This window comes from Bradyrhizobium sp. IC3195, assembly GCF_020193585.1.
Lineage (GTDB): Bacteria > Pseudomonadota > Alphaproteobacteria > Rhizobiales > Xanthobacteraceae > Bradyrhizobium > Bradyrhizobium yuanmingense.
The window spans coordinates 186,528-213,474 of record NZ_JADYVG010000007.1 but is presented as its reverse complement, the minus strand read 5'-3'; the positions used below and the strand labels follow the sequence as shown (position 1 = coordinate 213,474).

General features: G+C 64.3%; 24 protein-coding genes. 18 read left to right on the top strand and 6 right to left on the bottom strand.

The features are described from left to right. Positions 1-204: 204 nt before the first annotated feature. Both I6F09_RS16870 and I6F09_RS16865 read right to left on the bottom strand, forming a co-directional pair. Positions 205-600, bottom strand: coding sequence for a group II truncated hemoglobin (locus I6F09_RS16870; protein WP_225128468.1), 396 nt, complete (start codon positions 598-600; stop codon positions 205-207). A 2-nt stretch (positions 601-602) separates the two neighbouring features. Continuing rightward, complete coding sequence (locus I6F09_RS16865) at positions 603-1,511, bottom strand: helix-turn-helix transcriptional regulator (RefSeq protein ID WP_036001723.1); 909 nt, start codon at positions 1,509-1,511, stop codon at positions 603-605. Positions 1,512-1,632: 121 nt separating this feature from the next. Between I6F09_RS16865 and I6F09_RS16860 the strand changes: the two genes are divergently transcribed. The 4 genes from I6F09_RS16860 to boxB all read left to right on the top strand — a co-directional run bounded on the left by I6F09_RS16860 (position 1,633) and on the right by boxB (position 7,479). After that, on the top strand, positions 1,633-3,174 hold the full coding sequence (locus tag I6F09_RS16860) for a benzoate-CoA ligase family protein (RefSeq protein WP_225188558.1): 1,542 nt from the start codon (positions 1,633-1,635) through the stop codon (positions 3,172-3,174). A gap of 127 nt (positions 3,175-3,301) precedes the next feature. Next, the gene (locus I6F09_RS16855) at positions 3,302-4,114 is read left to right on the top strand and encodes an alpha/beta hydrolase (protein ID WP_225188557.1); all 813 of its coding nucleotides are present in this window, start codon (positions 3,302-3,304) and stop codon (positions 4,112-4,114) included. A gap of 124 nt (positions 4,115-4,238) precedes the next feature. After that, on the top strand, positions 4,239-5,927 hold the full coding sequence (gene boxC, locus I6F09_RS16850; RefSeq protein ID WP_225188556.1) for a 2,3-epoxybenzoyl-CoA dihydrolase: 1,689 nt from the start codon (positions 4,239-4,241) through the stop codon (positions 5,925-5,927). A 100-nt stretch (positions 5,928-6,027) separates the two neighbouring features. Continuing rightward, positions 6,028-7,479, top strand: a complete 1,452-nt coding sequence (boxB, locus tag I6F09_RS16845) for a benzoyl-CoA 2,3-epoxidase subunit BoxB (RefSeq protein ID WP_225188555.1) — start codon at positions 6,028-6,030, stop codon at positions 7,477-7,479. Positions 7,480-7,635: 156 nt separating this feature from the next. Here boxB and I6F09_RS16840 read toward each other — a convergent pair whose 3' ends face one another. Further along, positions 7,636-9,207: a winged helix-turn-helix domain-containing protein gene (locus I6F09_RS16840; RefSeq protein ID WP_225188554.1), complete on the bottom strand. Its 1,572-nt coding sequence runs from the start codon at positions 9,205-9,207 to the stop codon at positions 7,636-7,638. 164 nt (positions 9,208-9,371) lie between these two features. Here I6F09_RS16840 and I6F09_RS16835 point away from each other — a divergent pair, with 164 nt between their 5' ends. Then, the gene (locus I6F09_RS16835) at positions 9,372-10,253 is read left to right on the top strand and encodes an alpha/beta hydrolase (RefSeq protein WP_225188553.1); all 882 of its coding nucleotides are present in this window, start codon (positions 9,372-9,374) and stop codon (positions 10,251-10,253) included. A 120-nt stretch (positions 10,254-10,373) separates the two neighbouring features. Then, complete coding sequence (locus I6F09_RS16830; RefSeq protein ID WP_036042753.1) at positions 10,374-11,228, top strand: SDR family NAD(P)-dependent oxidoreductase; 855 nt, start codon at positions 10,374-10,376, stop codon at positions 11,226-11,228. Between the two features lie 200 nt (positions 11,229-11,428). On the opposite strand, the gene I6F09_RS16825 is transcribed toward I6F09_RS16830, so the two are convergent. Together I6F09_RS16825 and I6F09_RS16820 are read right to left on the bottom strand one after the other, a co-directional pair. Beyond that, the gene (locus I6F09_RS16825; RefSeq protein WP_225188552.1) at positions 11,429-12,241 is read right to left on the bottom strand and encodes an SDR family oxidoreductase; all 813 of its coding nucleotides are present in this window, start codon (positions 12,239-12,241) and stop codon (positions 11,429-11,431) included. Between the two features lie 91 nt (positions 12,242-12,332). Further along, positions 12,333-13,391 carry a polysaccharide deacetylase family protein gene (locus I6F09_RS16820; RefSeq protein WP_225188551.1) on the bottom strand — a complete coding sequence of 353 codons (1,059 nt, stop codon included), beginning with the start codon at positions 13,389-13,391 and terminating at the stop codon, positions 12,333-12,335. Positions 13,392-13,555: 164 nt separating this feature from the next. On the opposite strand from I6F09_RS16820, the gene I6F09_RS16815 reads away from it, so the two are divergent. The 10 genes from I6F09_RS16815 (at position 13,556) to phoB (ending at position 23,513) form a co-directional block, all read left to right on the top strand. Next, on the top strand, positions 13,556-14,950 hold the full coding sequence (locus I6F09_RS16815; protein ID WP_036001690.1) for an OmpA family protein: 1,395 nt from the start codon (positions 13,556-13,558) through the stop codon (positions 14,948-14,950). A 2-nt stretch (positions 14,951-14,952) separates the two neighbouring features. After that, a complete protein-coding gene (locus I6F09_RS16810) occupies positions 14,953-15,255 on the top strand; it encodes a hypothetical protein (RefSeq protein WP_036001688.1) in 303 nt (100 codons plus the stop codon). Positions 15,256-15,703: 448 nt separating this feature from the next. Next, positions 15,704-16,759, top strand: a complete 1,056-nt coding sequence (locus I6F09_RS16805) for a lysylphosphatidylglycerol synthase domain-containing protein (protein ID WP_225188550.1) — start codon at positions 15,704-15,706, stop codon at positions 16,757-16,759. 47 nt (positions 16,760-16,806) lie between these two features. Beyond that, positions 16,807-18,099: an ATP-binding protein gene (locus tag I6F09_RS16800; protein WP_057028454.1), complete on the top strand. Its 1,293-nt coding sequence runs from the start codon at positions 16,807-16,809 to the stop codon at positions 18,097-18,099. 149 nt (positions 18,100-18,248) lie between these two features. After that, positions 18,249-19,262 carry a phosphate ABC transporter substrate-binding protein PstS gene (gene pstS / locus I6F09_RS16795; RefSeq protein ID WP_036001732.1) on the top strand — a complete coding sequence of 338 codons (1,014 nt, stop codon included), beginning with the start codon at positions 18,249-18,251 and terminating at the stop codon, positions 19,260-19,262. Positions 19,263-19,397: 135 nt separating this feature from the next. Beyond that, the gene (gene pstC, locus I6F09_RS16790) at positions 19,398-20,387 is read left to right on the top strand and encodes a phosphate ABC transporter permease subunit PstC (RefSeq protein WP_036001678.1); all 990 of its coding nucleotides are present in this window, start codon (positions 19,398-19,400) and stop codon (positions 20,385-20,387) included. A gap of 4 nt (positions 20,388-20,391) precedes the next feature. After that, positions 20,392-21,237, top strand: a complete 846-nt coding sequence (gene pstA, locus I6F09_RS16785) for a phosphate ABC transporter permease PstA (RefSeq protein ID WP_225140676.1) — start codon at positions 20,392-20,394, stop codon at positions 21,235-21,237. After that, the gene (gene pstB, locus I6F09_RS16780; protein ID WP_036001673.1) at positions 21,234-22,055 is read left to right on the top strand and encodes a phosphate ABC transporter ATP-binding protein PstB; all 822 of its coding nucleotides are present in this window, start codon (positions 21,234-21,236) and stop codon (positions 22,053-22,055) included. The genes pstA and pstB overlap by 4 nt, the downstream gene beginning before the upstream one ends. An 11-nt stretch (positions 22,056-22,066) precedes the next feature. Then, the gene (gene phoU, locus I6F09_RS16775) at positions 22,067-22,783 is read left to right on the top strand and encodes a phosphate signaling complex protein PhoU (protein WP_036001670.1); all 717 of its coding nucleotides are present in this window, start codon (positions 22,067-22,069) and stop codon (positions 22,781-22,783) included. A gap of 22 nt (positions 22,784-22,805) precedes the next feature. Continuing rightward, positions 22,806-23,513, top strand: coding sequence for a phosphate regulon transcriptional regulator PhoB (gene phoB / locus I6F09_RS16770; protein WP_008143479.1), 708 nt, complete (start codon positions 22,806-22,808; stop codon positions 23,511-23,513). A gap of 298 nt (positions 23,514-23,811) precedes the next feature. Here the strand turns inward: phoB and I6F09_RS16765 are convergent, their stop codons facing one another. Then, positions 23,812-24,324 (bottom strand): GcrA family cell cycle regulator, encoded by a 513-nt coding sequence (locus I6F09_RS16765; RefSeq protein WP_036001664.1) that lies wholly within the window; start codon positions 24,322-24,324, stop codon positions 23,812-23,814. Positions 24,325-24,783: 459 nt separating this feature from the next. Between I6F09_RS16765 and I6F09_RS16760 the strand changes: the two genes are divergently transcribed. Both I6F09_RS16760 and argF read left to right on the top strand, forming a co-directional pair. Next, positions 24,784-25,992 (top strand): aspartate aminotransferase family protein, encoded by a 1,209-nt coding sequence (locus tag I6F09_RS16760; protein WP_225188549.1) that lies wholly within the window; start codon positions 24,784-24,786, stop codon positions 25,990-25,992. Then, a complete protein-coding gene (argF, locus tag I6F09_RS16755; protein ID WP_225188548.1) occupies positions 25,992-26,927 on the top strand; it encodes an ornithine carbamoyltransferase in 936 nt (311 codons plus the stop codon). Before I6F09_RS16760 ends, argF begins: the two co-directional genes overlap by 1 nt. The last annotated feature ends 20 nt before the right edge of the window (positions 26,928-26,947 follow it).

Below are 26,947 nucleotides of genomic sequence, written 5' to 3'. Positions count from 1 at the left end.
CAGCCGCGCAAGACGCGGCGAGGGCGGTCGACGGATGACATCGGGAGGTGCGTCCATCACGCGCTAACGCTCCGTCACTTCGCGCTCCATGCGTATGGTGTCGCAGAGCATGTCGGTCATGCCTGGAGCTTAGCAGGCGATCGCAGCGGAACTCAAATGACCCGGTGCGAGGCCGTCGAATTGCGCCGAAGCGCTGCCGCCCCGTCACGGCCGGTTGCGCATCCAGTCGGCCAGGCCCGCTATCGCCTTGTCGAGATCCTGGCGCGCGGCGGCGTCGGTGATCGTCTCCTCCAGCGCGCCGCGCATGCAGAGCATCCAGGCGTCGCGCTCGGCGTCCCCAATGGCGAAGCCGAAATGGCGCTGGCGCAGCCGCGGATGACCTTTCTCGGGTGTATAGAGCCGCGGGCCACCGGTCCATTCGGTGAGATAGCGCTTCAGCACGTCCCTGATCAGGCCAAGGTCGTCCGCATGCATGGCGCGGATGATCTTCGCCTCCGGCAGCGTGTCCATGCGGTCGTAGAAGCGGTCGACGAGGGCGTTGATCGTGGCGCTGCCGCCGATCCGCTCGAACATGGAGGTGGCGACGTCGGTGGACGTCATCGCTACAGCGCCACGCTGCGCAGGCCGAAGCTGCGGGCTTCGTTCTGCAGCACCGGCCGCACCGCATCGATCAGGCGTGCGGCGGCGGCATCGACGGAGAGGCCGGCGGTATCCACCACCGCGGTCGCGCGCGAATACAACGGCTCGCGGCTGAGCAGGATGTTGCGCAGCTCCGTCATCGCCGAGCGATCATCAGCCATCGGGCGTAGATCGCCCTGGCGACGCACGCGCGCCATGTGCTCCTCGGGCTCGGCCTTCAGCCAGATCGTGTAGAACGAGGAGAGGACCTGATCGAAGGTCAGGGGCTCGGAGACGATGCCGCCGCCGGTTGCCAGCACCATCAGCTCGTTGCGCGCGAGCAGCTGTTGCAGTGCCGCCTGCTCCATGCGGCGAAAGCCTTCCTGGCCGTACAGCGCGATGATCTCGGCGACCGAGAGCCCGTTCTGCTGCTCGACCTCCTTGTTGAGCTCGACGAAACTCCAGCCGATCCTCTTCGCCAGCATCCGCCCAAGTGTGGACTTGCCGGCGCCGCGCAGGCCGATCAGCGCGATCCCGCAGAACGGCGCGCGCCGGGGCGCGGTTGCGCTGCCGCCGGCGAGCAGATCCTTGGCCTGAGCAATCTGCGCGGGCGTCGCCTTGCGCAGGAGGTCGCGAAACACCTGCCAGTCCGGGGTCGGATCGGCGCTGGGCAGCAAATCTTCGAGATGGGCGCCCATCGCGTCGGAGACGCGGCGCAGCAGCACGATCGAGACATTGCCCTTGCCGCTCTCGAGCTGCGCGATGTAGCGCTCCGAAATTCCCGACACCTTGGCGAGTACTTTGCGCGACATGCCGCGCAGCGCGCGCATGGTGCGCACACGCTGGCCGAGTTGTTCGAGGAAGCGGGATTCGGCGTCGGGACTTTCGGTCATGAGTCTTCTTTACAGGGGTCCTGCGGCGCGTTTTAATGAAACATAGTGCCTGCTGGCATTGACAGCAAGCCGCCGTGGTGTCTTTCTATGAATTATAATTCTAAATTCTGGGGAGATGTCCGTGAGCGAGGGATCCTATAACGCGGTGACCTGGCTGCTCGACCGTAACGTCAGGGAGGGCAGGGGCAGTAAGCTCGCCTTCGACGACACCGTCTCGCGACACACCTATGGCGAGCTCCAGCAACAGACCCGGCGCGCCGCCAACATGCTGCGCCGGCTCGGCGTCCGCCGCGAGGAGCGCGTGGCGATGATCATGCTGGATACAATCGATTTCCCGATCGTGTTCCTGGGCGCGATCCGCGCCGGCATCGTGCCGGTGCCGCTCAACACGCTGCTGACCGCGGACCAATACGCCTACATCCTCGCCGACTGCCGCGCGCGCGTGCTGTTCGTGTCCGAAGCGCTCTATCCCGTCATCAAGGACGTTGTCGGCCGCATGCCGGATCTCGAGCATGTCGTGGTCTCCGGCGCCAAGCAGAACGGCCACAAGCAGCTTGCCGAAGAGCTCGCTGGCGAGAGCGACCAGTTCACCACCGCCGCGACGCATCCGGACGAGCCGGCGTTCTGGCTCTATTCGTCGGGGTCGACGGGTATGCCGAAGGGCGTGCGCCATTTGCATTCGAATCTGCAGGCGACCGCCGACACCTATGCCAAGCAGGTGCTCTGCATTCGCGAAAGCGATGTGTGTCTCTCCGCGGCGAAATTGTTTTTCGCCTATGGCCTCGGCAATGCGCTGACCTTCCCGATGTCGGTCGGCGCCAGCGTGATCCTCAACAGCGAGCGGCCGACGCCGGCGCGCATGTTCGACCTGATGAATCGCTACAATCCCTCGATCTTCTATGGCGTGCCGACCTTGTTCGCCGCGATGCTCAACGACGAGACCATGAAGAGCGAGCGCGGCGGCAAGGCTTTGCGCATCTGCACCTCCGCCGGCGAGGCGCTGCCGGAATCCGTCGGCCACAGCTGGAAGGCACGGTTCGGTGTCGACATTCTCGACGGCGTCGGCTCGACCGAGCTGTTGCACATTTTTCTGTCGAACGCGCCCGGCGACATCAAATACGGCTCGTCCGGCAAGCCGGTGCCCGGCTATGCGGTGCGGCTCGTCAACGAGGCCGGGCAGGACGTCGCCGACGGCGAGGTCGGCGAGCTGCTGGTCGATGCGCCCTCGGCCGGCGAGGGCTACTGGAACCAGCGCCACAAGAGCCGCCGCACCTTCGAGGGGCCGTGGACCCGCACCGGCGACAAATACATTCGTGACGCCGATGGCCGCTACACCTTCTGCGGCCGCGCCGACGACATGTTCAAGGTCTCCGGCATCTGGGTCTCGCCGTTCGAAGTGGAGAGCGCGCTGATCACGCATCCGGCCGTGCTGGAAGCTGCCGTCGTGCCCGAGGCCGATCCGGAAGGCCTCCTGAAGCCGAAAGCCTTCGTCGTGTTGCGCCCAGGCGCAAAGACGACGGACTTGCAGGAGATGCTCAAGGAGCACGTCAAGCAGAAGATCGGCCCCTGGAAATATCCGCGCTGGATCGATGTGGTGGACTCGCTGCCGAAGACCGCGACCGGAAAGATCCAAAGGTTCAAGCTGCGGGAAGGCGCGCGTTAATTGGCCACCTGCAACAGGCCGTGATGGCCGGGCTTGACCTGGCCATCCACGCGCCGCCACGCGTGAGAAAAGACGTGGATGCCCGGGTCAAGCCCGGGCATGACGATCGAGAGAGAAGAGCGCAGAAATGACCAATCTCACCCCCACCGGCTTCCTCGACATCGATGGCGCCAGCCTCGAATACAGGTGGCTCGCGCCGCTAGTCCCCGACGCGCCCACCATCGTGATGCTGCATGAGGGCCTCGGCTGCGTCGGCCTCTGGGGTGATTTCCCCGAGAAGCTGCAGCAGGCCACGGGCGCGGGCATCTTCGCCTATTCGCGCGCAGGCTACGGCCAGTCCAGCCCGGTCGCGCTGCCGCGGGCGCTCGACTACATGCATCGTGAGGCGCTGGACGTGTTGCCGAAGCTGCTCGACATGATCGGGTTCAAGCGCGGCCTTCTGCTCGGCCATTCCGATGGTGCCTCGATCGCGACCATCTATGCCGGGGCGCATCAGGATCATCGCCTCAATGGGCTCGTGCTGATCGCGCCGCATTTCGTCGTCGAGGACATCTCGATCAAATCCATCGCCGCGATCAAGACGACGTTCGAGACCACGGACCTCAAGACAAAGCTCGCGCGCTGGCACAAGGACGTCGACAACGCCTTCTACGGCTGGAACGACGCCTGGCTCGATCCGGATTTCCGCGATTGGGATATCTCCGAATACCTCGCCTACATCCGCGTGCCCGTGATGATCGTGCAGGGCGCAGACGACCAATATGGGACCCTGCGCCAGGCGGAGATCGCGCAGGAAGAATGTTACTGCCCGGTTGATCTGAAAATCATTGCCGGCGCGGCGCATTCCCCGCATCGCGAGGCCGCGGGGCCGACGCTCGATGCCATCATGCAGTTTGCAAAGGCCGCCTTGCGGGACGATCCGGGGCTTCAGGCTGCATGAAACCCATGCGCGCCTAGATGAAGCAAAGTGCATATGAGGTCGCGATTCGGGCTAGACTAACCTAACTAGATGCACTATTGTGCATCTAACGCTCCAAATGCATAACCAAGCTTAAGGGTGGCTCATGGCCGGGGAAGATCGGCGCCTCGCAGGCGGCGCGACATTCATCGATTTCCAGACCGAACCGTCCCGCTACAAGCATTGGAAGCTCGCGGTCGAGGGCGACGTCGCGACCTTGACCATGGACGTCGACGAGAATGGCGGCCTGTTCGAGGGCTACCAGCTCAAGCTCAATTCCTACGATCTCGGCGTCGACATTGAGCTCGCCGACGCGATCCAGCGCCTGCGCTTCGAGCATCCGCAAGTGAAGGTCGTGGTGCTGCGCTCGGCCAAGAACCGCGTGTTCTGCGCCGGCGCCAACATCCGCATGCTCGCGGGCTCGACCCATGCCCACAAGGTGAACTTCTGCAAGTTCACCAACGAGACCCGTAACGGCATGGAAGACTCCTCGGAGAATTCCGGCCAGCGCTTCATCACCGTGGTGAACGGCTCCGCCGCCGGCGGTGGCTACGAACTCGCGCTTGCGACCGATCACATCATCCTCGCCGACGACGGCTCGTCAGCCGTGGCGCTGCCTGAAGTGCCGCTGCTCGCGGTGCTGCCGGGGACCGGCGGTCTCACGCGGGTGGTCGACAAGCGCAAGGTGCGGCGCGATCACGCCGATGTCTTCTGCACCATCGAGGAAGGCGTGAAGGGCAAGCGCGCCGTGCAATGGCGCCTCGTCGACGAGATCGCACCGAACTCCAAGCTCGAGGCCAAGATCGCCGAGCGCGCCAAGGAGTTTGCGGCGGCCTCGACGCGCAAGGGCAGCGGCAAGGGCATCGCGCTGACGCCGCTCAGGCGCCTGATCGACGAAAACAGCATCCGCTACGGCTTCGTCACCGTCGACATCGATCGCACCGCGCGCATTGCCACCATCTCGATCAAGGCGCCGGAGACCGCGCCGCCCGCCGACATCGACGGCATGATGGCGCAAGGCGCCTCGTTCTGGCCGCTGCAAGTGGCGCGCGAGCTCGACGACGCCATCCTGCACTTACGCATCAACGAGCTCGAGATCGCGATGCTGGTGTTCAAGAGCCACGGCGACCGCGCCCATGTGCTCGCCAGCGATACGTTCCTCGAAGCGAACAAGGCGCACTGGCTGGTCAACGAGATCAGGCATTACTGGAAGCGCGTGCTCAAGCGCGTCGACGTCACCTCGCGCACGCTGGTGACGCTGGTCGAGCCCGGCTCCTGCTTTGCCGGCACGCTCGCCGAGCTCGTCTTTGCCGCCGACCGCTCCTACATGCTGATCGGCACCCGCCAGGGTGACAATCGTCCGCCGCCGTCGATCGAGCTGTCCGCCATGAATTTCGGCCCGTACCCGATGAGCCACGGCCTGACACGGCTGGAGTCGCGCTTCCAAGCCGACCCGTCCGATCTGGAGCGCGTGGAAGCAACGCTCGGCACCAGCCTCGACGCCGAGCAGGCCGAAGAGCTCGGCCTCGTCACCTTCGCGCTCGACGACATCGACTGGGACGATGAGGTCCGCGTGTTCCTCGAGGAGCGCGCCAGCTTCTCGCCCGACAGCCTCACCGGCATGGAAGCCAGCCTGCGCTTCGTTGGCCCGGAAACGATGGAATCGAAGATCTTCGCGCGCCTCACCGCCTGGCAGAACTGGATCTTCCAGCGCCCGAACGCCGTCGGCGAGGAAGGCGCGCTGCGCCGCTACGGCAGCGGCCAGAAACCGAAATTCGATATGACGCGAGTCTAGCGAGTAGGGAGTGGCGAATGGCGAATAGGGAATGCCCATTCGCTACTCGCCATTCGCCATTCGCCCCTTCAAACGAGCTAGTCCCACACGGGAGGTCCCCATGAACATGAACATCATGAACGTCGACTACTCGACCAAGATTCCGAACAACGTCAACCTCGCCGAAGACCGCCAGGTGCTCAAAGCGCTGGAGGGCTGGCATCCCGGTTACATGGACTGGTGGAGCGACATGGGGCCGGAAGGCTTCCAGGAATCGCTTGTCTATCTGCGCACCGCTTACTCGGTCGATCCGCGCGGCTGGGCCAAGTTCGACTATGTCCGCATGCCCGAATATCGCTGGGGCATTCTGCTTGCGCCGCAGGAAGAGAACCGCGTCGTGCCGTTCGGCGAGCATTATGGCGAGCCGGCCTGGCAGGAAGTGCCGGGCGAGCACCGCGCCATGCTGCGCCGCCTGATCGTGATCCAGGGCGACACCGAGCCGGCCTCGGTCGAGCAGCAGCGCCATCTCGGCAAGACCGCGCCCTCGCTCTACGACATGCGCAATCTGTTCCAGGTCAATGTCGAGGAAGGCCGTCACCTCTGGGCGATGGTCTATCTGCTCCAGAAATATTTCGGCCGCGACGGACGTGAAGAAGCCGATGATTTGCTGCGCCGCCGCTCCGGCGATGCCGACGCGCCGCGCATGCTGGGCGCCTTCAACGAGGCGACGCCGGACTGGCTGTCCTTCTTCATGTTCACCTACTTCACCGACCGCGACGGCAAGATGCAGCTGCATTCGCTGGCGCAGTCGGGCTTCGATCCCTTGTCACGCACCTGCCGCTTCATGCTGACGGAGGAAGCGCACCACATGTTCGTCGGCGAGACCGGCATCACCCGCGTCGTGCAGCGCACCTGCGATGCGATGCGCGCGGCCGGCATCACCGACCCCACCGACATCGCGAAAGTCCGCGCGCTCGGCGTCATCGATCTTCCGACCATCCAGAAGAAGCTGAACCTGCACTACACGCTGTCGCTCGACCTGTTCGGCTCGGAGGTCTCGACCAACGCGGCCAACGCGTTCAACGCCGGCATCAAGGGCCGCTACCACGAGACGCAGATCGAGGACGATCACCAGCTCAAGAATTCGACCTATCCGGTGCTCAAGCTGATCAACGGCGAAGTCAAGCTGGTCGACGAGCCGGCGCTGACCGCGCTCAACATGCGCCTGCGCGACGATTACAGCCAGGATTGCGTCAAGGGCATGCTGCGCTGGAACAAGGTAATCTCGACCGCCGGCTACGACTTCAAGCTGACGCTGCCCAACGTCGCCTTCCACCGCCACATCGGCGAGTTCAAGGACGTGCACGCGACGCCCGACGGCATCCTGATCGACGATGCGACCTGGGCCAAGCGCAAGGACGAATGGCTGCCGTCGGCCAGCGACGGCGACTTCATCACCTCCCTGATGCAGCCCGTCACCGAGACCGGCAAGTTCGCCTCCTGGATCTCTCCGCCCAAGGTCGGCATCGACAACAAGCCGGGCGATTTCGAGTACGTGAAGATCGAGTCGTAGGGCGCTTGCGACGCACCACGACCGTTCCACACCCACAGCGTCATCGCCCGGCTTGACCGGGCGATCCAGTATTCCAGAGGCGGTGTGATAGACGCGAGGCGCCGCGGCGTACTCACACGCCAGCCTGCCCACCGCCTGCTTGCCCCAAGAACAAAGCTATTCGGGTAGTCCCGCCTTGATCATCGCTTCCAAGAGTTCCGCTCTAAGCTTGGGCGAATAGTGCGGGGCAGCCACAGTTGATCGTCGAGAGCCAGAAGATCGGCGGAGAATTTCTGCCATCAGCTTTTGAGCGTCGTCCAATCGTCCAGCGCCCACGTAGCAGAGGATGGCCTGAGCCATTCCTACATTGAACGCCGGGGGGAAGGCTCGAACGGCTTTGTCAGCCCACTCACCCGCTTCGGCATGTCTGCCGGCGTTGTGATGCGCTAGAGCAAGTCCCAGCATTGCGTTGTAGTTGAAAGGATCGCGCGGACTTAGGTGCAGAGCCAGCTCAAGGTCCGCAACGGCGGCATCGGATTCGCCTTGCCAACCTCGAATGAGGCCCCGCGCGTGAAGTGCGGGTCCATAGGTTGGATTGAAGTGGATGGCGCGCTCAACCAATTCAACCCCGCCATTGAGGTCCAGCGCGAACCAGAACAGGAGAAAGCCCACAACGGTTAAGGCCATTGCGTCGTCTGCCCCAAGCTCCTTTAAACGTTCGGCAATCTGCAAGACCTGAGCGTTGTCTTCGACAAAGTCTCCAGGCCAATTGTTGGCCCTTCGCCACGCTATGCAAGTTGCAACACCGCCATACGCAGGCGCAAAGCTGCGATCAAGAGCAATCGCTTGCTCGAAATGCCTCGAAGCAGCTTCATTATTCTGTGGAGTGGTTGGGAAACGAATATGAGGCAAACCGCGATAATACGCTGTCACCGCATCGATGTTACCGGTCCTTCTTCGACTGGCTCTGTCGATCTCGGCACGATCGACTTCTGGCGCGATGGCCCCGACCACGTGTAGCGCGACCTTGTCCTGTAAATCGAAAACGTTTCCCAAAGCGCCTTCAAACCGATCGGCCCAAAGGTGCGCGCCAGTTGCAACATCGATCAATTGTGCATTGATTCTTAGCTGCGACCCTTCCATGCGCACACTGCCTTCGAGCACGTATCGCACGCCAAGCTCCTGGCCGACGCGCTTGATGTCGACAGCCTTACCTTTGTAGGTGAACGAGGAGTTGCGAGCGATGACAGAGAGCGTCCTGAAGCGCGAGAGAGCAGTAATGATATCGTCAACCAACCCATCGGCGAAGTATTCTTGTTCTGGACGGGCCGGCATGGATTGGAACGGCAACACGGCAATCGCGGGTTTGTCGGACGGCGCGGGAGCTGGTGTCGAGGGTTGAAGTGCGTCATTTGGGACCGCAGCGTCATCCTGTCCGCCGATTTCCTGCACGCTGCCAATGAAGCGAAAACCCTTCCTCTGTAGCGTCTTAATGAGGCGCTGCTGATCGCCGGCATCATGGATTGCGGCGCGCGCTGCATTGAGGCGGGTCGCAAGCGCGGCATCCGAGATGGCGCGGCCGCCCCAAATGGCGGAAATCAGATCGTCCTTGCTAACCACACGCTGGCGGTTGCGGATCAAGTAGAGAAGCACGTCGAAGGCCTGCGGCGTCACCGAAACCGCATCGATCCCCCTGCGCAGCTCCCGCTTGTCGGCGTCGAGCGCAAAGTCTTCAAACAGATAGCGCATCAGCTCGTCCGTTCCTCCAGCAGCGCGAGCGTAGCACAGCCCAGCAAGCGGGGGAGCGCGCGAAATCAGCCGTCGGTAATGAAAATGTAAGCGGTCTGTAAAGTGTTGCCGTCGCGCTTCGCGCATTCTTGCCAGGCGAAACCCTCAAGACCGGAGTGATGGCGATGAACGCAGCCTCAACAATGCTGCAGGATAGGCACGGCCACATCGACTATGGCGAGGAGGGCACGGGACCCACCATCGTGTTCGTGCCGGGATCGTGGGCGACCGCGTCAAGCTGGCGGGGCGTGATCGAGGCGCTCGGCGGTCGTTTCCGGACGGTGACGACGAGCCTTCCGGGTTATGGCGGCACGAGGGACCGACGGACGGCTGCCGATACATCGATCGATCGGCAGGCGGAGATCGTCGAAGCCGTGATCCGCCGCGCCGGCGGTCCCGTACATCTCGTCGGACATTCCCTCGGCGCGCTCGCGTGTCTGGACGTCGCGCTGTGCGGGATGCGGCCGCTCATGAGCCTGACCCTGATAGAGCCGGTGGCTTTCGGCCTGCTGCGCCGGGAGAGCCAGCTTGCGCTGTATGAGCAGTTCACGGCGATGCGCGATGCATACTTCCAGGCGTTCGAAAACGGCGAGAGGGAAGCCGCGCTCCGGGTGATCGATTATCTCGGCGGTGAGGGCAGCTTCGATGCCCTGCCGTCCCGGATGCGGCAATACATCGTCAGGACGACCGCGACCCAGGTTCTGGACATGCGTTCGGCATTCGATCCACCATTATCGGCTTTTGCCAACATCCTGCTCCCAACCCGCCTCATCTGCGGTGAGCGTAGCCCGCAAGCGTTGCAGCGAAGCGCGGAAATCCTGACCCGTGCGTTGGCGAACGCGTCGCTATGCACGATAGCGGGCGCAACCCACTTTATGCCGGGCACGCACGCTGCGGAAGTAGCCCAGCGCATTGGTGACCATGTGTCTACGACCGAAGCGCTTGCTTGGGACGGCCTGTCCATCGCCTCTCCGTTCAATTCACGATCGCTCGGCCATGCGGTCTAGATCACCAACTGCTTCCGCAGCGCCCTCGCCGGCTGCCTCGGTCATCGCAGGCGCGGAGCCAGCGCCCCGCGGCGCAATCTCGCGGGCGAACTGGTTGAGTGAAAGCAAGGTGGAACGCGCATGAGAGACTTGATTGGACAGACCGCATTCGTGACTGGCGCTGCCTCGGGCATCGGACTGGGGATCGCGACCGTGCTGTCGCGGGCGGGCGTGAGGGTCATGCTCTGCGATATCGAGGAAGAGGCGCTGAAAAAAGTGGTCGCGGACCTGAAGACACGAACCAAAGCCGATGTCGATGGCGTGAAAGCGGACGTTTCGCTCAAGGGCGAACTTCAGGCGGCAGCGGACGCGACCGTCGCGCGGTACGGCAGAATCCACATATTGGTCAACAATGCGGGCGTGGGTGGCGGCGGCACCTTTGGTGAGTGGACTGATTCAGGCTGGAACTGGGTCCTCGGCGTCAACCTGATGTCGGTGATCTGGGGCTTTGAGATATTCGGTCCGCTGATCGAAGCGCACGGCGAAGGAGGGCAGGTTGTTTCCACGGCGTCCGTCTCCGGACTGATTACGGGACCAAGTCCGGCATACGATGTAAGCAAATATGGAGTGGTCGCGCTCTCCGAGGGGATGCGTAACGTGCTCGCGCCGAGGAAGATTGGGGTCTCCGTTCTGTGTCCGGGCTTTATCCGCACGCAGATCATGAACTCTCGGCGCAACGTGCCGCACCGATTTGCCGGGGCTGTCGGCAACCCTCCGCCGACAGAAGGACCACGCGCGGAGATCATCAAGGCATTGCATGAGCGGATCAACAACGGCGTTGATCCGCTCTACGTAGGCGAGCTGGTTCGCGAGGCCATCGAAAACGACTGGCCCTACATTTTCACCGATACTGAGCACGAACCATTCATCGAGCAGCGCTTCGCAGCGATCAAGCAAGGATTCGACCGGATACGCGGACGAACGCCGCGACGCTAGCTCTCGCATCCATAGATTTTGAGTACACGCGCCAGCTCGACGCGTGTTTTGCCCGACGTGTCAACTGCATGGCGGCTGCAAATGTTGTCTCCAGGCCGCTCGAAAGATCCCTTATCGATGAAGGGGCCCGCTACTGTGCATGGGGTTGTTTTCGACGTTTTGGTTTTAAGTCCCGATGCACGTGACGGGAGATCGCCGCATCAATCGCTGTCCCACCCGCTGCCCTTGATCCCCGGGTTCGCATAGACGATGCCGCCATCCACCGCGATGGTCGCTCCCACCACGTAATCGCCGGCGCGGGAGGCGAGGTAGATCGCAGCGCCCGCCATGTCCTCGTCGGTGCCGATGCGGCCCACGGGGACGCGCGTTGCGACCTCGTCGGCGTGGTCGCGCGCGGCGCGGTTCATGTCTGACTTGAACGGGCCCGGCGCGATTGCGGTGACCACAATGTGGTCCGGGATGAGCTTCACCGCCATGCGCCGCGTCAGATGAATCAGCCCGGCCTTGCTCGCGGCATAGGAATAGGTCTCGCCGGGATTGACGAAGATGCCGTCGATCGAGGCGATGTTGATCACCTTCGCCGGCCGTTCCGCGCTTGCCGAGGCGCGCAACGTCGGCGCCAGTGCCTTGGTCAGGAAGAACGGCGCCTTGACGTTGAGGTTCATCACCTTGTCCCAGCCGCTCTCCGGGAATTCGTCGAACTCCGCGCCCCAGGCCGCGCCCGCATTGTTGACGAGGATGTCGAGCCTGGATTCGCGCTTCTTGAATTCGCTCGCGAGCAGCTCGCAGCCGGCGACCGTGGACATGTCGATCGGCAGCGCAATGCATTCGCCTTCATACTGTGCGCTGAGCTCCTTGGCGGTGGCCTCGCACGGTCCGGCCTTGCGCGCGGTGATGTAGACCTTTGCCGCGCCGGCGCTGAGAAATCCCGCCGCGATCATCTTGCCGATGCCGCGCGAGCCGCCGGTTACCAGCGCGATGCGGCCTTTGAGCGAGAACAGATCGTTGAACATGCGTTCCTCCCTTGGTTGCCGCCGGTTGTGGGCGGAGCAGGGAGGGGAGTCAAGAAAGGCGCGCTTGTCCTCGACCAGTGCAGATTGAGGCCTACGCCGCCGCGATGCGGCGGAAGCCATTCCACATCGCGGTCGCGGCACCCGAGGTCAGCACCGGCAGGATCCGCGCGTCCTGATAATTGCCGTTGAGCGAGACGCGGGGCAGCGCGGTCATGTGGCCGGCGTTCTCCGCGAACAGCATGCCGGGCCGCGTCGTCACCGCGGTCTTGAAACCGGCGGATGCGGCAAGGGCGAATTCGCGCGCGCCCGCGGCGTCGCGGTCGCCATAGGGATAGGCGAGGTGCAGCACGGGGCGCTCCAGCACCTGCTCGATCCGCGCGCGGCTCGCGGCCATCTCCTGGGCGGCGATGCCTTCCGTCTGCTTGGCGAGGTTGCAATGGCTGACGCTGTGCGCGCCGATCGTGACCAGCGGATCGGCGGCAAAGGACTTGAGCTCGGCCCAGGACAGGCAGAGGCCGCGGCACAGCGCTTCCATGTCGACGCCGTAAGTCCTGCACAGCGCCCCGATCTCGCGCGCAAGATCCTGCTCGCCCGGCAGCGCGCGCAGCCAGTCGTGCAGGCGGTCGAATGCCGCTTGCTTCGCCGCGACACTGTTCGCATCGAGCCGCAGGGCGGAATTGCCGATCTGAATGTCGATCTGATCGGCCTTGGCGATCACGGCCTCCAGCGCCGTCCACCACAATCGCCCGGTGCCGTCGGCAAAATCGCTCGTGACATAGACTGCCAGCGGCGCGTCAAATTCGCGCAGCACCGGCAGCGCGTAATCCAGATTGTCGCGGTAACCGTCGTCGAGGGTGAAGGCGGCGAAGCGACGGTCGAACCGGCCCTGCACCAGCCGCTCATGCAGCTCGTCCATGCTGACGATGTCGATGTCGCGCGAGCGCAAATGGCACAGCGTGGCGCGCAGGAAATCGGGGGTGACCTCGAGATGCCGGTTCGGCTGGAACGCGGCCTCGCGCGCCGGCCGCACATGGTGCAGCATGAAAATGGCGCCGACGCCCGACAAGAGCGGGCGCAACAGGTGGTGCGCCCCGCTGAGATAGAGTGCTCCCAGCCCGGCGCGGATGACGTTGTTACGCAGTTGTTTCATGACCGGGTGGGGGACTTTGGCATTCCGGCCTCAACTTACGGAAGAACCCTTGAAGAAAAAGTTATTCCGATTGTCCCGCCCGGGCCTTGGGACCAGGGCCATTTCCGGTTTGACAGCCTGCCAAGGGTTTGTTTTGTCTCCGTTTCCAGAGGTCGGGTCGTCGAATGCAGAAGCTTTTCTCGTGGGCCAGCAAATGGTGGCCGGGGTTGATCCCCCTTGCCGTCATGTGGGGATTTGCGGCCTGGAATAATACCTTACCGGTCGAGGCTGATCTGTCGGCCCGCAGCTCGGCTGCGCTCAAGGACACCGTTCTGGACAAGACCCGGATCGCGGTCGACGGCCGCGACGTCAGCCTGGCCGCGGACGCCTTCTCCGAGGAGGGGCGCCGCGACGCAGTGATGGCGGTCGAAACCGTGCCCGGCGTGCGGCTGGTCGACGACCGGACCCGCCTCGTTCCCGAGGCCAAGCCCTTCGTGTGGAATGCCGAGCGCGACGTGGTGCGGGTGACGCTGTCGGGCTCCGCGCCGCTGCCATCGATGAGGGCCCGGCTGACCGAGGCGGCCCGCAAGGAAGTCGGCGGCGTCGAGGTCGCCGACCAGATGGGGCTGGCGCGCGGGGCGCCGCCCCGGTTCGAAGCCGCCGCGATGCTGCTGCTGGATCAGATCGGCAAGCTGAAGGACGGCAAGATCACGATCACGGACACCAAGGTCAATCTGTCGGGCATGGCGCGTGAGCTCGGCGGCCGTGAGGCGATCGCGGCTGCGCTGAAGAACCTGCCCGAGGGTTTTTCGATTGCGGCCAACGAGATCAAGGCGCCGCCCTACATCTTCCAGGCCTACAAGGATCCGGTGGCTGCGACGGTGACGCTGACCGGCTATGTTCCGGACAACAACGTCCACGCCGCGATCGGCACCAGCGCCTCGCGAAAGTTCTTCACCGAAAAGGTCGTCGACAATCTCAAGGCCAGCATCGGCGCCCCCGGCTCCTTCAGCACGGCTGTTATCGCCGCGCTCGGCGCGCTGTCGCGGCTGTCGACCGGCACGCTGGTCGTCTCCGACCGCGAGGTGAAGCTCTCGGGCGATGCGCTCTACGAGGGCGCCGCCAACGAGATCCGCGCAGGCCTCGGCAAGGACTTCCCGAAGAACTGGCAGTACAAGCCGGAGATCACGGTGAAGCCCGCCGCAGGCCCGGTCGACGGCACCGTGTGCCAGCAATTGTTCTCGGAGCTTCTGACCAAGGGCAAGATCCGCTTCGCGAACAGGCGCGCGGACATCGATCCTGACTCGGCCGGCATTCTCGATCGCCTCATCGAGACTGCGCTGCGCTGCCCCACCACCAATATCGAGGTCGTCGGACATACCGACGCCGATGGCGAGGATGCCTTCAACCAGGCCCTTTCGGAAAAGCGCGCGCAGGCGGTGATCGACTATCTGGTCAAGGCGGGCCTTCCTGCCAGCCGCTTCACCGCGGTCGGCCATGGCAGCACGCAGCCCGTCGCCGGCAACGACACCGATGAAGGCAAGGCGCAGAACCGCCGCATCGAATTTCTGGTGAGGTGACGATGCCTTATCTCGTCTCGTTCCATCTGGGCTGGCTGATCGGCTCGCTGCTGCTGGGCTTCTGCATGGGCTGGATCTCGGTGGTCCAGCGCGGCAACGGCACCTCGAAGGTGATTGCGCGGTGGCTCGCAGTGCTTGCCGCCGCCCTGGTCGCGGCCTCTCTCACCCATGTGGTCCCCGGTCGCTTCGGCTACTGGCTCGACCTCGGCCTGATCATGTTCGCCTGCTATCTCGTCGGCGGCACGATCGGAGCGTGGCTGCGCGATCGGGTGGTCTCGCGTACCGCGCCGCCAGCCGCTGTGTGATGTTGCTATGCACCCTCACGCGCGGGGCGGGGTGTGCTCCGCCGCGGCCTTTCGGCGCATTGGAAAACCGGGACCTGGCCGCTCCAGTCACCCCTCTTTCAACAGGCAGGCCGGCTCCATAGATTGACGTTGGCTTAAGGCGTGACGGAACATTGTGCGGCCGAAATCATCAAAACTTCATGGCCCCTGCGCAGGATCGCCTGGAGATTCGCGCCAAGCCTTGCCGACGAAAGCGCCAAATTCTGCACTGGGAGCTGCGACCCTGCCTAAAATATTGAAGGCACGTGTTTTTGTTCGAATTGGCGAATTCCACTTCGGCCGAAAACGCGCTAGTGGAGGGGCAGGGGGCATGCGCGATTCCGGCGCCGGCGGCGAGGGTTCGTTGAATGCCTGCGCGTCCGCCTGTCCGCCGGCCACCCTGGCCGCTGAAGCGTTGTTCGAGGTCTAGATGCTGGAAGCCATACGCAGGGCGACGACGTTTCTGCGCCAGAAGCAAGTCCTGCATAAGCTTGGAGTCGTGATCAGCATCGCGGTCATCGGCATCGCTTGCTACGTGCTCTACCACATGCTGCGCGGCATCGATTTCAACGAGGTCCTCGAAGCGATCAAGAGCACCGAGCCGAGCCAGATTGCGATGGCGGCGCTATTCGTCACTGCGGGCTATTTCACGCTGACCTTCTACGACCTCTTCGCCACGCGCGCGATCGGCCATGCCCACGTGCCCTATCGCATCAACGCGCTCGCGGCCTTCACCAGTTATTCGATCGGCCACAATGTCGGCGCCTCCGTCTTTACCGGCGGGGCGGTGCGCTACCGCATCTATTCGGCCTATGGGCTCAACGCGATCGACGTCGCAAAAATCTGCTTTCTCGCCGGCCTGACCTTCTGGCTGGGCAATGCCGCGGTGCTCGGCCTCGGCATCGCCTACCATCCGGAGGCGGCAGCCTCGATCGACCAGCTGCCGGTCTGGCTGAACCGGACACTGGCGCTGATGATCATCGTGGCGCTGATCGGTTACGTGATCTGGGTCTGGAGCCAGCCGCGGGTGGTCGGCCGCGGCCCTTGGACGGTGGTGCTGCCGGGCGGCCCGCTGACGCTGCTCCAGATCGCGATCGGCATCGTCGATCTCGGTTTCTGCGCGCTGGCGATGTATGTGCTGGTCCCCGACGAGCCCAATCTCGGCTTCGTGATGGTCGCGGTGATCTTCGTCTCGGCGACCCTGCTCGGCTTCGCCAGCCATTCACCCGGAGGCTTGGGGGTGTTCGATGCCGCCATGCTGGTCGGGCTCTGGCAGATGGACCGCGAGGAGCTGCTGGGCGGCATGCTCCTGTTCCGCGTCCTCTATTATCTGTCTCCGTTCATCTTATCTGTAATCTTGCTGACGTTTCGAGAGGTTATAATCGGCGCCCGATCGAAGCGCTTGCAACAGGCGGCGCTCAAGCTGGACCCCGGCCCGGCGCCTGAAGCCGCCTATGTGAGAGAGCGCAGCGACAGCGGCGCCTGACCGGTGTCAGGTCCTTAAAGGACAGTCCCCAGGAGAAGTCCGCCCCGATGGCGATCGACGCCCCCTCTTCTCCCTCCGCCCAGCCCTGGTCCGATCGGCTGCGGCACTCGACCATCATCCTGATCGCCGCGGCGCTGGCGCTGTCCGTCGTGGTCTCGCTCGGCGAATTGTCGGCGCTGCACGCTGCAATCGTGTTCCTCTGCATCGCGGCGGCTGCCTTGATCCCGTGGCGGCTGCACGATCCCGCCACCTCCCGCGACGACGTCAGACGCATCAACCCGGTCGAGAGCGCGGCGGTGGCCGCGGTGGTCGCCGGCATGCCGGATCCGGCGGTGCTGCTCGACCGGGCCGGCCGCGTCATCCACCTCAACGCCGCCGCCGCCCAGCTCGCGCCGGCGCTGCGCAAGAACGAGCTCGCCCAGTTCGCGCTGCGCTCGCCGGAGATCATCACCGCGCTGCGCGAGGCCATCGCGACCACCGAGCCGCGGCGCGCGACCTATCTCGATCATGTTCCGGTTGATCGCTGGATGGAGCTGATCATCACGCCGGTACCGGTGCCGACCAGCTTCGGCGGCGCCGACAAATGCATGCTGATGACCTTCCACGACCAGACGCCGCTGCGCCGGGTCGAGGAGATGCGCGCCGACTTCGTCGCCAATGCCAGCCACGAGCTGCGCACGCCGCTGGCGGCGCTGTCGGGCTTCATCGATACGCTCCAGGGCCAGGCCAAGGACGATCCCAAGGCGCGCGAGCGCTTTCTCGGCATCATGCACAACCAGGCCACGCGCATGGCGCGCCTGATCGACGATCTCTTGTCGCTGTCGCGGGTCGAGCTGTCGGCCCATGTCCGGCCCGACACCCTGGTCGATCTCGTCCCGATCATCCGTCAGGTCGCCGACGGGCTCGAGCCGCTGGCGCGCGAGCGTCAGGTCGAGGTGGACATCCACCTGCCGGAGCCGCCGGTGATGATCGCGGGGGACCGCGAGGAACTGCTCCGCCTGTTCGAGAACCTGATCGAGAACGCGCTCAAATACGGCGCCTCCGGCGGGCGCGTCATCGTGTCGCTGACCTCGAGCGCCGCCGCTGACGGAACTCAGGAAATGCGGGTCATGGTCCGCGATTTCGGCCCGGGCATCGCGCCGGAGCACCTGCCGCGGCTGACCGAGCGCTTCTATCGGGTCGACGTCGGCGACAGCCGCTCGCAAGGCGGCACCGGGCTCGGGTTATCGCTGGTGAAACATATCCTTAACCGTCATCGCGGCCGCCTTTTGATCGAAAGCGTGCCCAGGCAGGGCGCCACCTTCACCGCCTGTTTTCCCCAGATCAAGACTCCGGCTTGATCGGAAACGCAAGCAATTTCAATTGCTTGGTGTCGTCATCCAACTGTCACGAAACCTTCGTAAAAGCACAGCCGACCGCCCCTAAAGCGGCGGCGCGGGGAGCGCGATCGGGCGCGGATGGCGCTTCGCTCCCCTGTATGGAGACCAGCATGAATTTCCTCAAAACCATGGTCGCTGCCGGCTTGGTCGCCGCATCGACGACGGTAGCCTTTGCGGCCGACATCACCGGTGCCGGCGCGACGTTCCCGTTCCCGATCTATTCGAAGTGGGCTGACGCCTACAAAAAGGAGACCGGCAACGGTCTGAACTACCAGTCGATCGGCTCGGGTGGTGGCATCAAGCAGATCCAGGCCAAGACCGTGACCTTCGGCGCCACCGACGCGCCGCTCAAGGCCGAGCAGCTCGAGAAGGACGGCCTCGTCCAGTGGCCGATGGTGATGGGTGCCATCGTCCCCGTCGTCAATATCGAGGGCGTGAAGCCAGGCGAGCTGGTTTTCGACGGCGAGACCCTGGCCAACATCTATCTCGGCAAGATCACCAAGTGGGACGATGCCGCGATCAAGAAGCTCAATCCCAACGCGAAGCTGCCGTCAGAGGCCATCACCGTGGTCCGTCGTTCGGACGGCTCGGGCACCACCTTCAACTTCACCAACTATCTCTCCAAGGCCAGCGCGGACTGGAAGAGCAAGGTCGGCGAGGGCACCGCGGTCGAGTGGCCGGTCGGCGTCGGCGCCAAGGGCAACGAGGGTGTGTCGGGCAACATCAGCCAGACCAAGAACTCGATCGGCTATGTCGAATACGCCTATGCCAAGCAGAACAAGCTCACCCACACCGGTCTCGTCAACAAGGCCGGCAAGCCGGTGCAGCCGACCGTCGAGGCCTTCCAGGCGGCCGCCTCCAACGCCGATTGGTCCAAGGCTCCCGGCTATTACGTCATCCTGACCGAGCAGCCCGGCGAGAAGTCCTGGCCGATCACGGCGGCGACCTTCATCCTGATGCACAAGTCCGCCACCGACAAGGCGGCCGCGCAGGAAGCGATCAAGTTCTTCCGCTGGGCCTTCAAGAACGGCGGCAAGATGGCCGAGGAGCTCGACTACATTCCGATGCCGGACAGCGTCGTCCAGCAGATCGAGAAGACCTGGGCTGCCGAGATCAAGAGCTAAGGCGCTATATGTGTCCCGGACACGGTTCCGGGACGCTGCAAGATCTCCGCTCCGGATCGGCCTCCTGCAGCATCCGGAGCGCGCCACCAACAACAAGCGTACATAAAACGGGTATAGGGGATCGGCGTGGCTGAGATGGCTGTTGAGAGCAATGTGATTGATGCTGCCGGTCCATATGATCGCGCCAAGGCCTTGAGCGCGTTCAAGCTCGGCGACGTCACCTTCTACTGGATCACGCGGTTGTCCGCGATCTCGGTGCTGCTGATCCTCGGCGGCATCATCATCTCGCTGATCGTCGGCGCCTTCCCGGCGATCCAGGAGTTCGGCATCTCCTTCCTGTGGACGCAGCGCTGGGCGCCCTCGGCCGATCCGCCGGTGCTCGGCGCGCTCGGGCCGATCTACGGCACGCTCGTCACCTCCTTCATCGCGATGCTGATCGCCATTCCCGTCGGTCTCGGCATTGCGATCTTCCTCACCGAGCTCTGCCCGCAATGGCTGCGGCGCCCGATCGGCATGGCGGTTGAGCTGCTCGCCGGCATCCCCTCGATCATCTACGGCATGTGGGGCTTCTTCGTGCTCGGCCCGTTCCTGGCCAACACCTTCCAGCCTTTCATGATCAGGGTGTTCGACGGCGTCCCCGTGCTGGGCGCGATCTTCGCAGGGCCCCCGTCCTATCTCAGCCTGTTCAACGCCGCGCTGATCCTCGCCATCATGGTGCTGCCCTTCATCACCTCGATTTCGGTCGACGTGTTCAAGACGGTGCCGCCGGTGCTGAAGGAAGCCGCCTACGGCGTCGGCTGCACCACCTGGGAGGTCGTCCGCAGCGTGGTGATCCCCTACACCCGCGTCGGCATCATCGGCGGCGTCATGCTGGCGCTGGGCCGGGCGCTCGGCGAGACCATGGCGGTGACCTTCATCATCGGCAACTCGTTCCGGATCTCCTCGTCGATCTTCGCGCCGGGCACGACGATTTCGGCGGCGATCGCCTCCGAATTTGCCGAGAGCGACGGCCTGCACCAGTCCGGCCTGATCCTGCTCGGCCTCCTGCTGTTCGTGCTGACGTTCTTCGTGCTCGCTGCCGCCCGTTTGATGCTGCTGCGCCTCGAAACCAAGGCCGGGAAGTGAAGCCATGAACCCGATCTATTCGCGCCGCCGCCGCTGGGACATCATCATTCGCGGCCTCTGCATCGCAGCCGCCGCCTTCGGCGTCACCTGGCTCGCGCTGATCCTGGTCACGCTGCTCTACAACGGCCTGGCCGGGCTCAACCTCCAGGTCTTCACAGCTGACACGCCGCCGCCCGGATCGACCGAGGGCGGCCTGCGCAACGCCATCGTCGGCTCGTTGATCATGACCGTGATCGGCGTCGGCATCGGCGCGCCGCTCGGCCTGTTCGCCGGCACCTATCTCGCCGAGTACGGCCGCAACGACAAGCTGACCTCGGTGATCCGCTTCATCAACGACATTCTCCTGTCGGCACCCTCGATCATCATCGGCCTCTTCATCTATGGCGCGGTGGTGGTGCCGATGCGCGGCTTCTCGGCGATTGCGGGCGCGCTGGCGCTTGCCGTCATCGTGATCCCGGTCGTCGTGCGCACCACCGAAGACATGCTACTGCTGGTGCCGAATCCGTTGCGCGAAGCTGCCAGCGCGCTCGGCCTGCCGCGCTCGCTGGTGATCAAGCGTATCGCCTATCGTGCCGCGCGCTCCGGCCTCATCACCGGCGTGCTGCTGGCGACCGCCCGAGTCGCCGGCGAGACCGCGCCGCTGTTGTTCACGGCACTATCGAACCAGTTCTTCAGCCTCGGCCTGAACAAGACGATGGCGAACCTGCCTGTCACCATCAACAACTTCGTGCAGAGCCCCTACGAGTATTGGAAGCAACTCGCCTGGAGCGGCGCGCTGTTGATCACCCTGACCGTGCTTGCCCTTAACATTGGCGCGCGCATCCTTGGCGCCGAGAGGACTGCAAAATGAGTGAAATGTCTGTTTCCGTCAGCGCACCGACCGTTCATCCCGGCTCGCAGCCCCTGCCCGAGGCGCCCGCCAAGGTCACGGCGCGCAACCTCAACTTCTACTACGGCGACCACCACGCGTTGAAGAACATCAACCTGGCGCTCGGCACCAACCGCGTCACGGCGTTCATCGGCCCGTCCGGCTGCGGCAAGTCCACCCTGCTGCGCATCTTCAACCGGATGTACGACCTCTATCCGGGCCAGCGCGCCGACGGTCAGCTGTTGCTCGACCATACCAACATCCTCGACCCCAAGCTCGACCTCAACCTGCTCCGCGCCCGGGTCGGCATGGTGTTCCAGAAGCCGACGCCGTTCCCGATGACGATCTACGAGAACATCGCCTTCGGCATTCGTCTCTATGAGAAGATCTCCAAGTCCGAGATGGACGACCGCGTCGAGAAGGCGCTGCGCGGTGGCGCGCTGTGGAACGAGGTCAAGGACAAGCTCAATGCCTCCGGCCTGTCGCTCTCCGGCGGCCAGCAGCAGCGCCTCTGCATCGCCCGCACCGTCGCGGTGCGGCCCGAGGTGATCCTGTTTGACGAGCCCTGCTCGGCGCTCGACCCGATCTCGACCGCCAAGGTCGAGGAGCTGATCCAGGAATTGTCCGAGAACTACACGATCGCGATCGTCACCCACAACATGCAGCAGGCGGCGCGCGTTTCCGACAAGACCGCCTTCATGTATCTCGGCGAGTTGATCGAGTTCGACGACACCAGCAAGATCTTCACGTCGCCGAGCGATCGGCGCACGCAGGATTACATCACCGGCCGGTTCGGCTGAGGAGACGGAACATGGGTTCTGAACATACCGTAAAGGCTTTCGACAGCGACCTTCAGGAGCTCACCCGCCTGGTCGCCGAGATGGGCGGCATCGCCGAGCGCATGATCGTCGATTCCGTCGACGCGCTCATCCGCCGCGACGTCGCGCTCGGCCAGCGCGTCGTCGCCACCGACGTCGAGCTCGACGCGCTGCAGAAGCGCATCGAGGAGCGCGCCGTGCTCACCATCGCCCGCCGCCAGCCGATGGCCGTCGACCTGCGCGAGATCGTCGGCGCGATGCGCGTTGCGACAGATCTCGAGCGCATCGGTGATCTCGCCAAGAACATGGGCAAGCGCGTCGCGGCGCTGGAGACGGATTTCCATCCGCTCAAGCTGTTCCGCGGCCTGGAGCACATGACCGACCTCGTGCAGCAGCAGGTCAAGTCGGTACTGGACGCCTATGCCGCGCACGACCTGCCGGCGGCGATGGCGGTGTGGAAGGGCGACGAAGAAGTCGACGCCATCTGCACCTCGCTGTTCCGCGAGCTCCTCACCTACATGATGGAGGATCCGCGCAACATCTCGTTCTGCATCCACCTGATGTTCTGTGCCAAGAACATCGAGCGGATCGGCGACCACGCCACCAACATCGCCGAGACCGTGTTCTACATGATCGAGGGCCAGGCGATCACCGACAAGCGGCCCAAGGGCGACATGACGACCTTCGCCACGACGGTGCCGAACACCTGACGACTTAAGGAGCTACGACCACATGGGCGCACGCATTATGGTGGTTGAGGACGAGGAAGCTCTCACCGAGCTTCTTCGCTACAACCTCGAAGGCGACGGCTATGACGTCGAGACGGTGATGCGCGGCGATGACGCCGACACCCGCCTCAAGGAGCACATTCCCGATCTGATCGTGCTCGACTGGATGCTGCCGGGCCTGTCAGGCATCGAGCTGTGCCGGCGGCTTCGGACCCGCCCCGAGACCAAGCAGCTGCCGATCATCATGCTCACCGCGCGCGGCGAGGAGAGCGAACGGGTGCGCGGGCTCGCGACCGGCGCGGATGATTATATCGTCAAGCCGTTCTCGGTGCCGGAGCTGCTTGCGCGCGTGAAGGGCCTGCTCAGGCGTGCGAGTCCCGAGCGCCTCGCCACCGTGCTCGCCTATGGCGATATCGAGCTCGACCGCGACAAGCGCCGCGTGGCGCGCTCGGGCCGGCCGATCGATCTCGGTCCGACCGAATATCGCCTGCTGGAGTTCTTCCTGGAGCATCCCGGCCGCGTGTTCTCGCGCGAGCAGCTGCTCGACAGCGTCTGGGGCCGCGACATCTACATCGACGAGCGCACCGTCGACGTCCATATCGGCCGCCTGCGCAAGCTGCTCAACCTTGGCCGCGAGCAGGACCCGATCCGCACCGTCCGCGGCGCCGGCTACGCGCTGGACGATCGCTTCGCGAAGGCTGAGCAGACGTAAGATCGGGCGAGTTGTTGGTTCTCGGCCGCGGCAACAATCTCGGTCGTCATCCCGGGGCGCGCGCAGCGCGAGCCCGGGATCTCAGCGCGAGCGCGCGCGCTCGTCGCGATCAGCCACAGGACGTGGTTTGGCGAAGACTCGGAGTGACCATCTCGCGCAACGATTGCGCCCCGCGGTTACGGATCCCCGCCTTCGCGGGGATGACACCGAGCGATTGGGAGCCGTCATCGTGTGACGGCTGCAGTCTTGGCGATCAAGCTTGGCGATCAAAGCTTGGCGATCAGGGAATTCCGCAAGCTCACCGCGTGCCCGGTTTCGGTGCTGCGCGACGGCGATCCGCTGCGGGCTGATAGGCCACGCGCGAATGCTGGGCACAATAGGGCAGGCCGGAGAGCGCCTTGCCGCCGCAGAAGAAGAAATCCGGGCTCGAGGGATCGCCGACCGGCCAGTGGCAGGTCGCCTCGTTCAATTCCAGCAGCGACAGCCGCTGGCTCATCGGCACCACGTTGTCGTAGGTAACCGGCTCGGCTTCCAACTCGACCTCGAAGGCCTGCGCCAACGCGGTGTTGCCGCGCGCGACGGGGCGGGTCACCCGCATCATATGCTGCGCGGGCCGTGCCTTGCGCGGCCGCGGCGCTGCCGATGAAGGGCTCTTGGCGCGGCCGGACAGGCCGAGCCGGTGCACCTTGCCGATCACGGCATTGCGGGTCACATTGCCGAGCTCCGCCGCGATCTGGCTGGCCGAAAGTCCGGCCTCCCAGAGCTTCTTCAGCTGCTCGACGCGATCATCGGACCAGGTCAAAACCGTCATTGCACCCTTTCCCTCGCTGCGCGCCTGCCATCCTGGGGCCTTCGCAGCGAATGCTTTAGCCTTGAAAAACCCGTGCCGTCAGAATCCCTTAAGGCTCGCCGGGCGCGCTCAAGACGCCCGAACGTTTACGCCGGTACATGAGGACTTCTGGGATCAGAACTGCTGCACGAGATGTCGTATCTGACAGTCCAAACGCTACAATATGGCGTGACTCCCGCGCAAGAGTCCGCCGACTCGCTTCCACATGTTCCGTGGTGAAAAACCCGCAAAATCGGCACCGCAAGACTACGGAATCAGCGTTTCGCGAGGCTTTCCGGGCGGCATTGACACCCGTCTTGCCAGGCATAAGATAGTGCCACGTGCCGCCCTTAAAAGGCGGCACGTTTCGTTTTCCGGGGCCGGTCGATGGTGCGTCGCGCAATGCATGCCTCACACCGTCCGCAACATTCAAGTGACGTCATGACTAACAGCGCAGCGCCGCATTTGCTCCCCGTTTTCGCCAGGGCCGACCTCGGTTTCGAGCGCGGCGAAGGCTGCTGGCTGATCGCGACCAACGGCGATCGCTATCTCGATTTCACCTCGGGTGTCGCGGTGAATGCGCTCGGCCATGTCCATCCCGCGCTGGTCAAGGCGTTGCAGGAGCAGGCGACCAAGCTCTGGCACATGTCGAACCTGTTCCAGAGCCCTGACGGCGAGAAGCTCGCAAGCCGCCTCTGCAATGAGAGCTTTGCGGACTTCGTGTTCTTCTGCAATTCCGGCGCCGAGGCGCTGGAAGGCGTGATCAAGCTGGTGCGCCACCATCACTTCTCCAAGGGGCATCCGGAACGTTACCGCATGATCACCTTCGAGGGTGCCTTCCATGGCCGCACGCTGGCGACGCTCGCCGCCACCGGCTCTGCGAAATATCTCAAGGGCTTCGGTCCGCCGATGGACGGCTTCGATCAGGTGCCGCACGGCGACCTCGACGCCGTGAAGAAGGCGATTGGTCCGCACACCGCCGGCATTCTCATCGAGCCGATCCAGGGCGAGGGTGGCGTTCGTTCTGCACCTCACGCCTTCCTGAGGGCGCTGCGCGAACTCTGTAACGAGCGCGGCCTGTTGCTCGCCTTCGACGAGGTGCAGACCGGCATGGGCCGCACCGGCGAGCTCTTTGCCTACAAGCGCACCGGCGTCACACCGGATGTGATGTCGCTCGCCAAGGCGCTCGGCGGCGGCTTTCCGATCGGCGCGGTGCTGGCGACCGCGGACGCGGCGGCCGGCATGGGGCCCGGCTCGCACGGCTCCACCTTCGGCGGCAATCCGCTCGCGATCTCGGCTGCCAACGCCGTGCTCGATGTCATGCTCAAGCCCGGCTTCTTCGACCACGTCCAGAAGATGTCGCTGCTGCTCAAGCAGAAGCTCGCCTCCGTGATCGATCGTCATCCTGATGTCGTCAGCGAGGTGCGCGGCGAGGGCCTGCTGATCGGCATCAAGGCGGTGGTGCCCTCGGGCGATCTCGTCGCGGCGCTGCGCGCCGAAAAGCTGCTCACCGTCGGGGCCGGCGACAATGTCGTGCGCTTCCTGCCGCCCCTGATCGTCACGGAAGCGGAGATCGAGGACAGCGTCGGCCGGTTAGAGCGCGCCTGCGCTGCGATCTCCTCCAGCCAGACCAAGCGGGCGGCAAGCTGATGAGCACGACGCCCAACAAAGCTCCCAAGCACTTCCTGGACATCAACGAGCTGCCGCTCTCGGAGCTCAAGAGCATGCTCGCTGCCTCTTCGGCGATGAAGGCGAAGCAGAAGGCGCAGCAGCCGGTCAGGCCGCTCGAGGGCAAGACGCTGGCGATGATCTTCGAACGTCCCTCGACCCGCACCCGCGTCTCGTTCGACGTCGGCATGCGCCAGCTCGGCGGCGAGGCGATCATGCTCACCGGCGCCGAGATGCAGCTCGGCCGCGGCGAGACCATCGCCGACACCGCGCGGGTTCTGTCGCGCTATGTCAACGCCATCATGATCCGCATCCTCAACCATGATGCGCTGCTGGAGCTTGCGGCCAACGCCACCGTGCCCGTCATCAACGGCCTGACGCGGCGTTCGCATCCCTGCCAGGTGATGGCCGACCTCATGACCTATGAGGAACATCGCGGCCCGATCGAGGGCAAGACGGTGGCCTGGACCGGCGACGACAACAACGTGCTGGCGTCCTGGGCCCATGCCGCCGAGCGCTTCAAATTCCAGCTCAATGTCGCAACGCCGCCGGAGCTCGCACCGAAAAAGGCCATGCGCGACTGGATCAAGGCGACGGGCGCGCCGATCGTGCTCGGCACCGATCCGGAAGCCGCCGTGCGCGGCGCCGATTGCGTCGTCACCGACACCTGGGTGTCGATGGGCGACAAGGAGGGCGAGCACCGCCACAACGTGCTCAAGCCCTACCAGGTCAATGCCAAGCTGATGTCGCTGGCCAAGGCGGACGCATTGTTCATGCATTGCCTGCCGGCCCATCGCGGCGAGGAGGTCACCGACGAGGTGATCGACGGGCCGCAATCGGTCGTGTTCGATGAGGCCGAAAACCGCCTGCACGCGCAGAAGGGCATCTTGGCCTGGTGCTTCGACGCGGTGAAGTAGCCTTCTTGTAGCCCGGATGA

Bases quoted from the DNA above. Each gene is read 5' to 3' on its own strand.
- I6F09_RS16870 (WP_225128468.1), bottom strand. From the start codon at position 600: ATGACGTCCACCGACGTCGCCACCTCCATGTTCGAGCGGATCGGCGGC.
- I6F09_RS16865 (WP_036001723.1), bottom strand. From the start codon at position 1,511: ATGACCGAAAGTCCCGACGCCGAATCCCGCTTCCTCGAACAACTCGGC.
- I6F09_RS16855 (WP_225188557.1), top strand. From the start codon at position 3,302: ATGACCAATCTCACCCCCACCGGCTTCCTCGACATCGATGGCGCCAGC.
- boxC (WP_225188556.1), top strand. From the start codon at position 4,239: ATGGCCGGGGAAGATCGGCGCCTCGCAGGCGGCGCGACATTCATCGAT.
- boxB (WP_225188555.1), top strand. From the start codon at position 6,028: ATGAACATGAACATCATGAACGTCGACTACTCGACCAAGATTCCGAAC.
- I6F09_RS16840 (WP_225188554.1), bottom strand. From the start codon at position 9,207: ATGCGCTATCTGTTTGAAGACTTTGCGCTCGACGCCGACAAGCGGGAG.
- I6F09_RS16835 (WP_225188553.1), top strand. From the start codon at position 9,372: ATGAACGCAGCCTCAACAATGCTGCAGGATAGGCACGGCCACATCGAC.
- I6F09_RS16830 (WP_036042753.1), top strand. From the start codon at position 10,374: ATGAGAGACTTGATTGGACAGACCGCATTCGTGACTGGCGCTGCCTCG.
- I6F09_RS16825 (WP_225188552.1), bottom strand. From the start codon at position 12,241: ATGTTCAACGATCTGTTCTCGCTCAAAGGCCGCATCGCGCTGGTAACC.
- I6F09_RS16820 (WP_225188551.1), bottom strand. From the start codon at position 13,391: ATGAAACAACTGCGTAACAACGTCATCCGCGCCGGGCTGGGAGCACTC.
- I6F09_RS16815 (WP_036001690.1), top strand. From the start codon at position 13,556: ATGCAGAAGCTTTTCTCGTGGGCCAGCAAATGGTGGCCGGGGTTGATC.
- I6F09_RS16810 (WP_036001688.1), top strand. From the start codon at position 14,953: ATGCCTTATCTCGTCTCGTTCCATCTGGGCTGGCTGATCGGCTCGCTG.
- I6F09_RS16805 (WP_225188550.1), top strand. From the start codon at position 15,704: ATGCTGGAAGCCATACGCAGGGCGACGACGTTTCTGCGCCAGAAGCAA.
- I6F09_RS16800 (WP_057028454.1), top strand. From the start codon at position 16,807: ATGGCGATCGACGCCCCCTCTTCTCCCTCCGCCCAGCCCTGGTCCGAT.
- pstS (WP_036001732.1), top strand. From the start codon at position 18,249: ATGAATTTCCTCAAAACCATGGTCGCTGCCGGCTTGGTCGCCGCATCG.
- pstC (WP_036001678.1), top strand. From the start codon at position 19,398: ATGGCTGTTGAGAGCAATGTGATTGATGCTGCCGGTCCATATGATCGC.
- pstA (WP_225140676.1), top strand. From the start codon at position 20,392: ATGAACCCGATCTATTCGCGCCGCCGCCGCTGGGACATCATCATTCGC.
- pstB (WP_036001673.1), top strand. From the start codon at position 21,234: ATGAGTGAAATGTCTGTTTCCGTCAGCGCACCGACCGTTCATCCCGGC.
- phoU (WP_036001670.1), top strand. From the start codon at position 22,067: ATGGGTTCTGAACATACCGTAAAGGCTTTCGACAGCGACCTTCAGGAG.
- phoB (WP_008143479.1), top strand. From the start codon at position 22,806: ATGGGCGCACGCATTATGGTGGTTGAGGACGAGGAAGCTCTCACCGAG.
- I6F09_RS16765 (WP_036001664.1), bottom strand. From the start codon at position 24,324: ATGACGGTTTTGACCTGGTCCGATGATCGCGTCGAGCAGCTGAAGAAG.
- I6F09_RS16760 (WP_225188549.1), top strand. From the start codon at position 24,784: ATGACTAACAGCGCAGCGCCGCATTTGCTCCCCGTTTTCGCCAGGGCC.
- argF (WP_225188548.1), top strand. From the start codon at position 25,992: ATGAGCACGACGCCCAACAAAGCTCCCAAGCACTTCCTGGACATCAAC.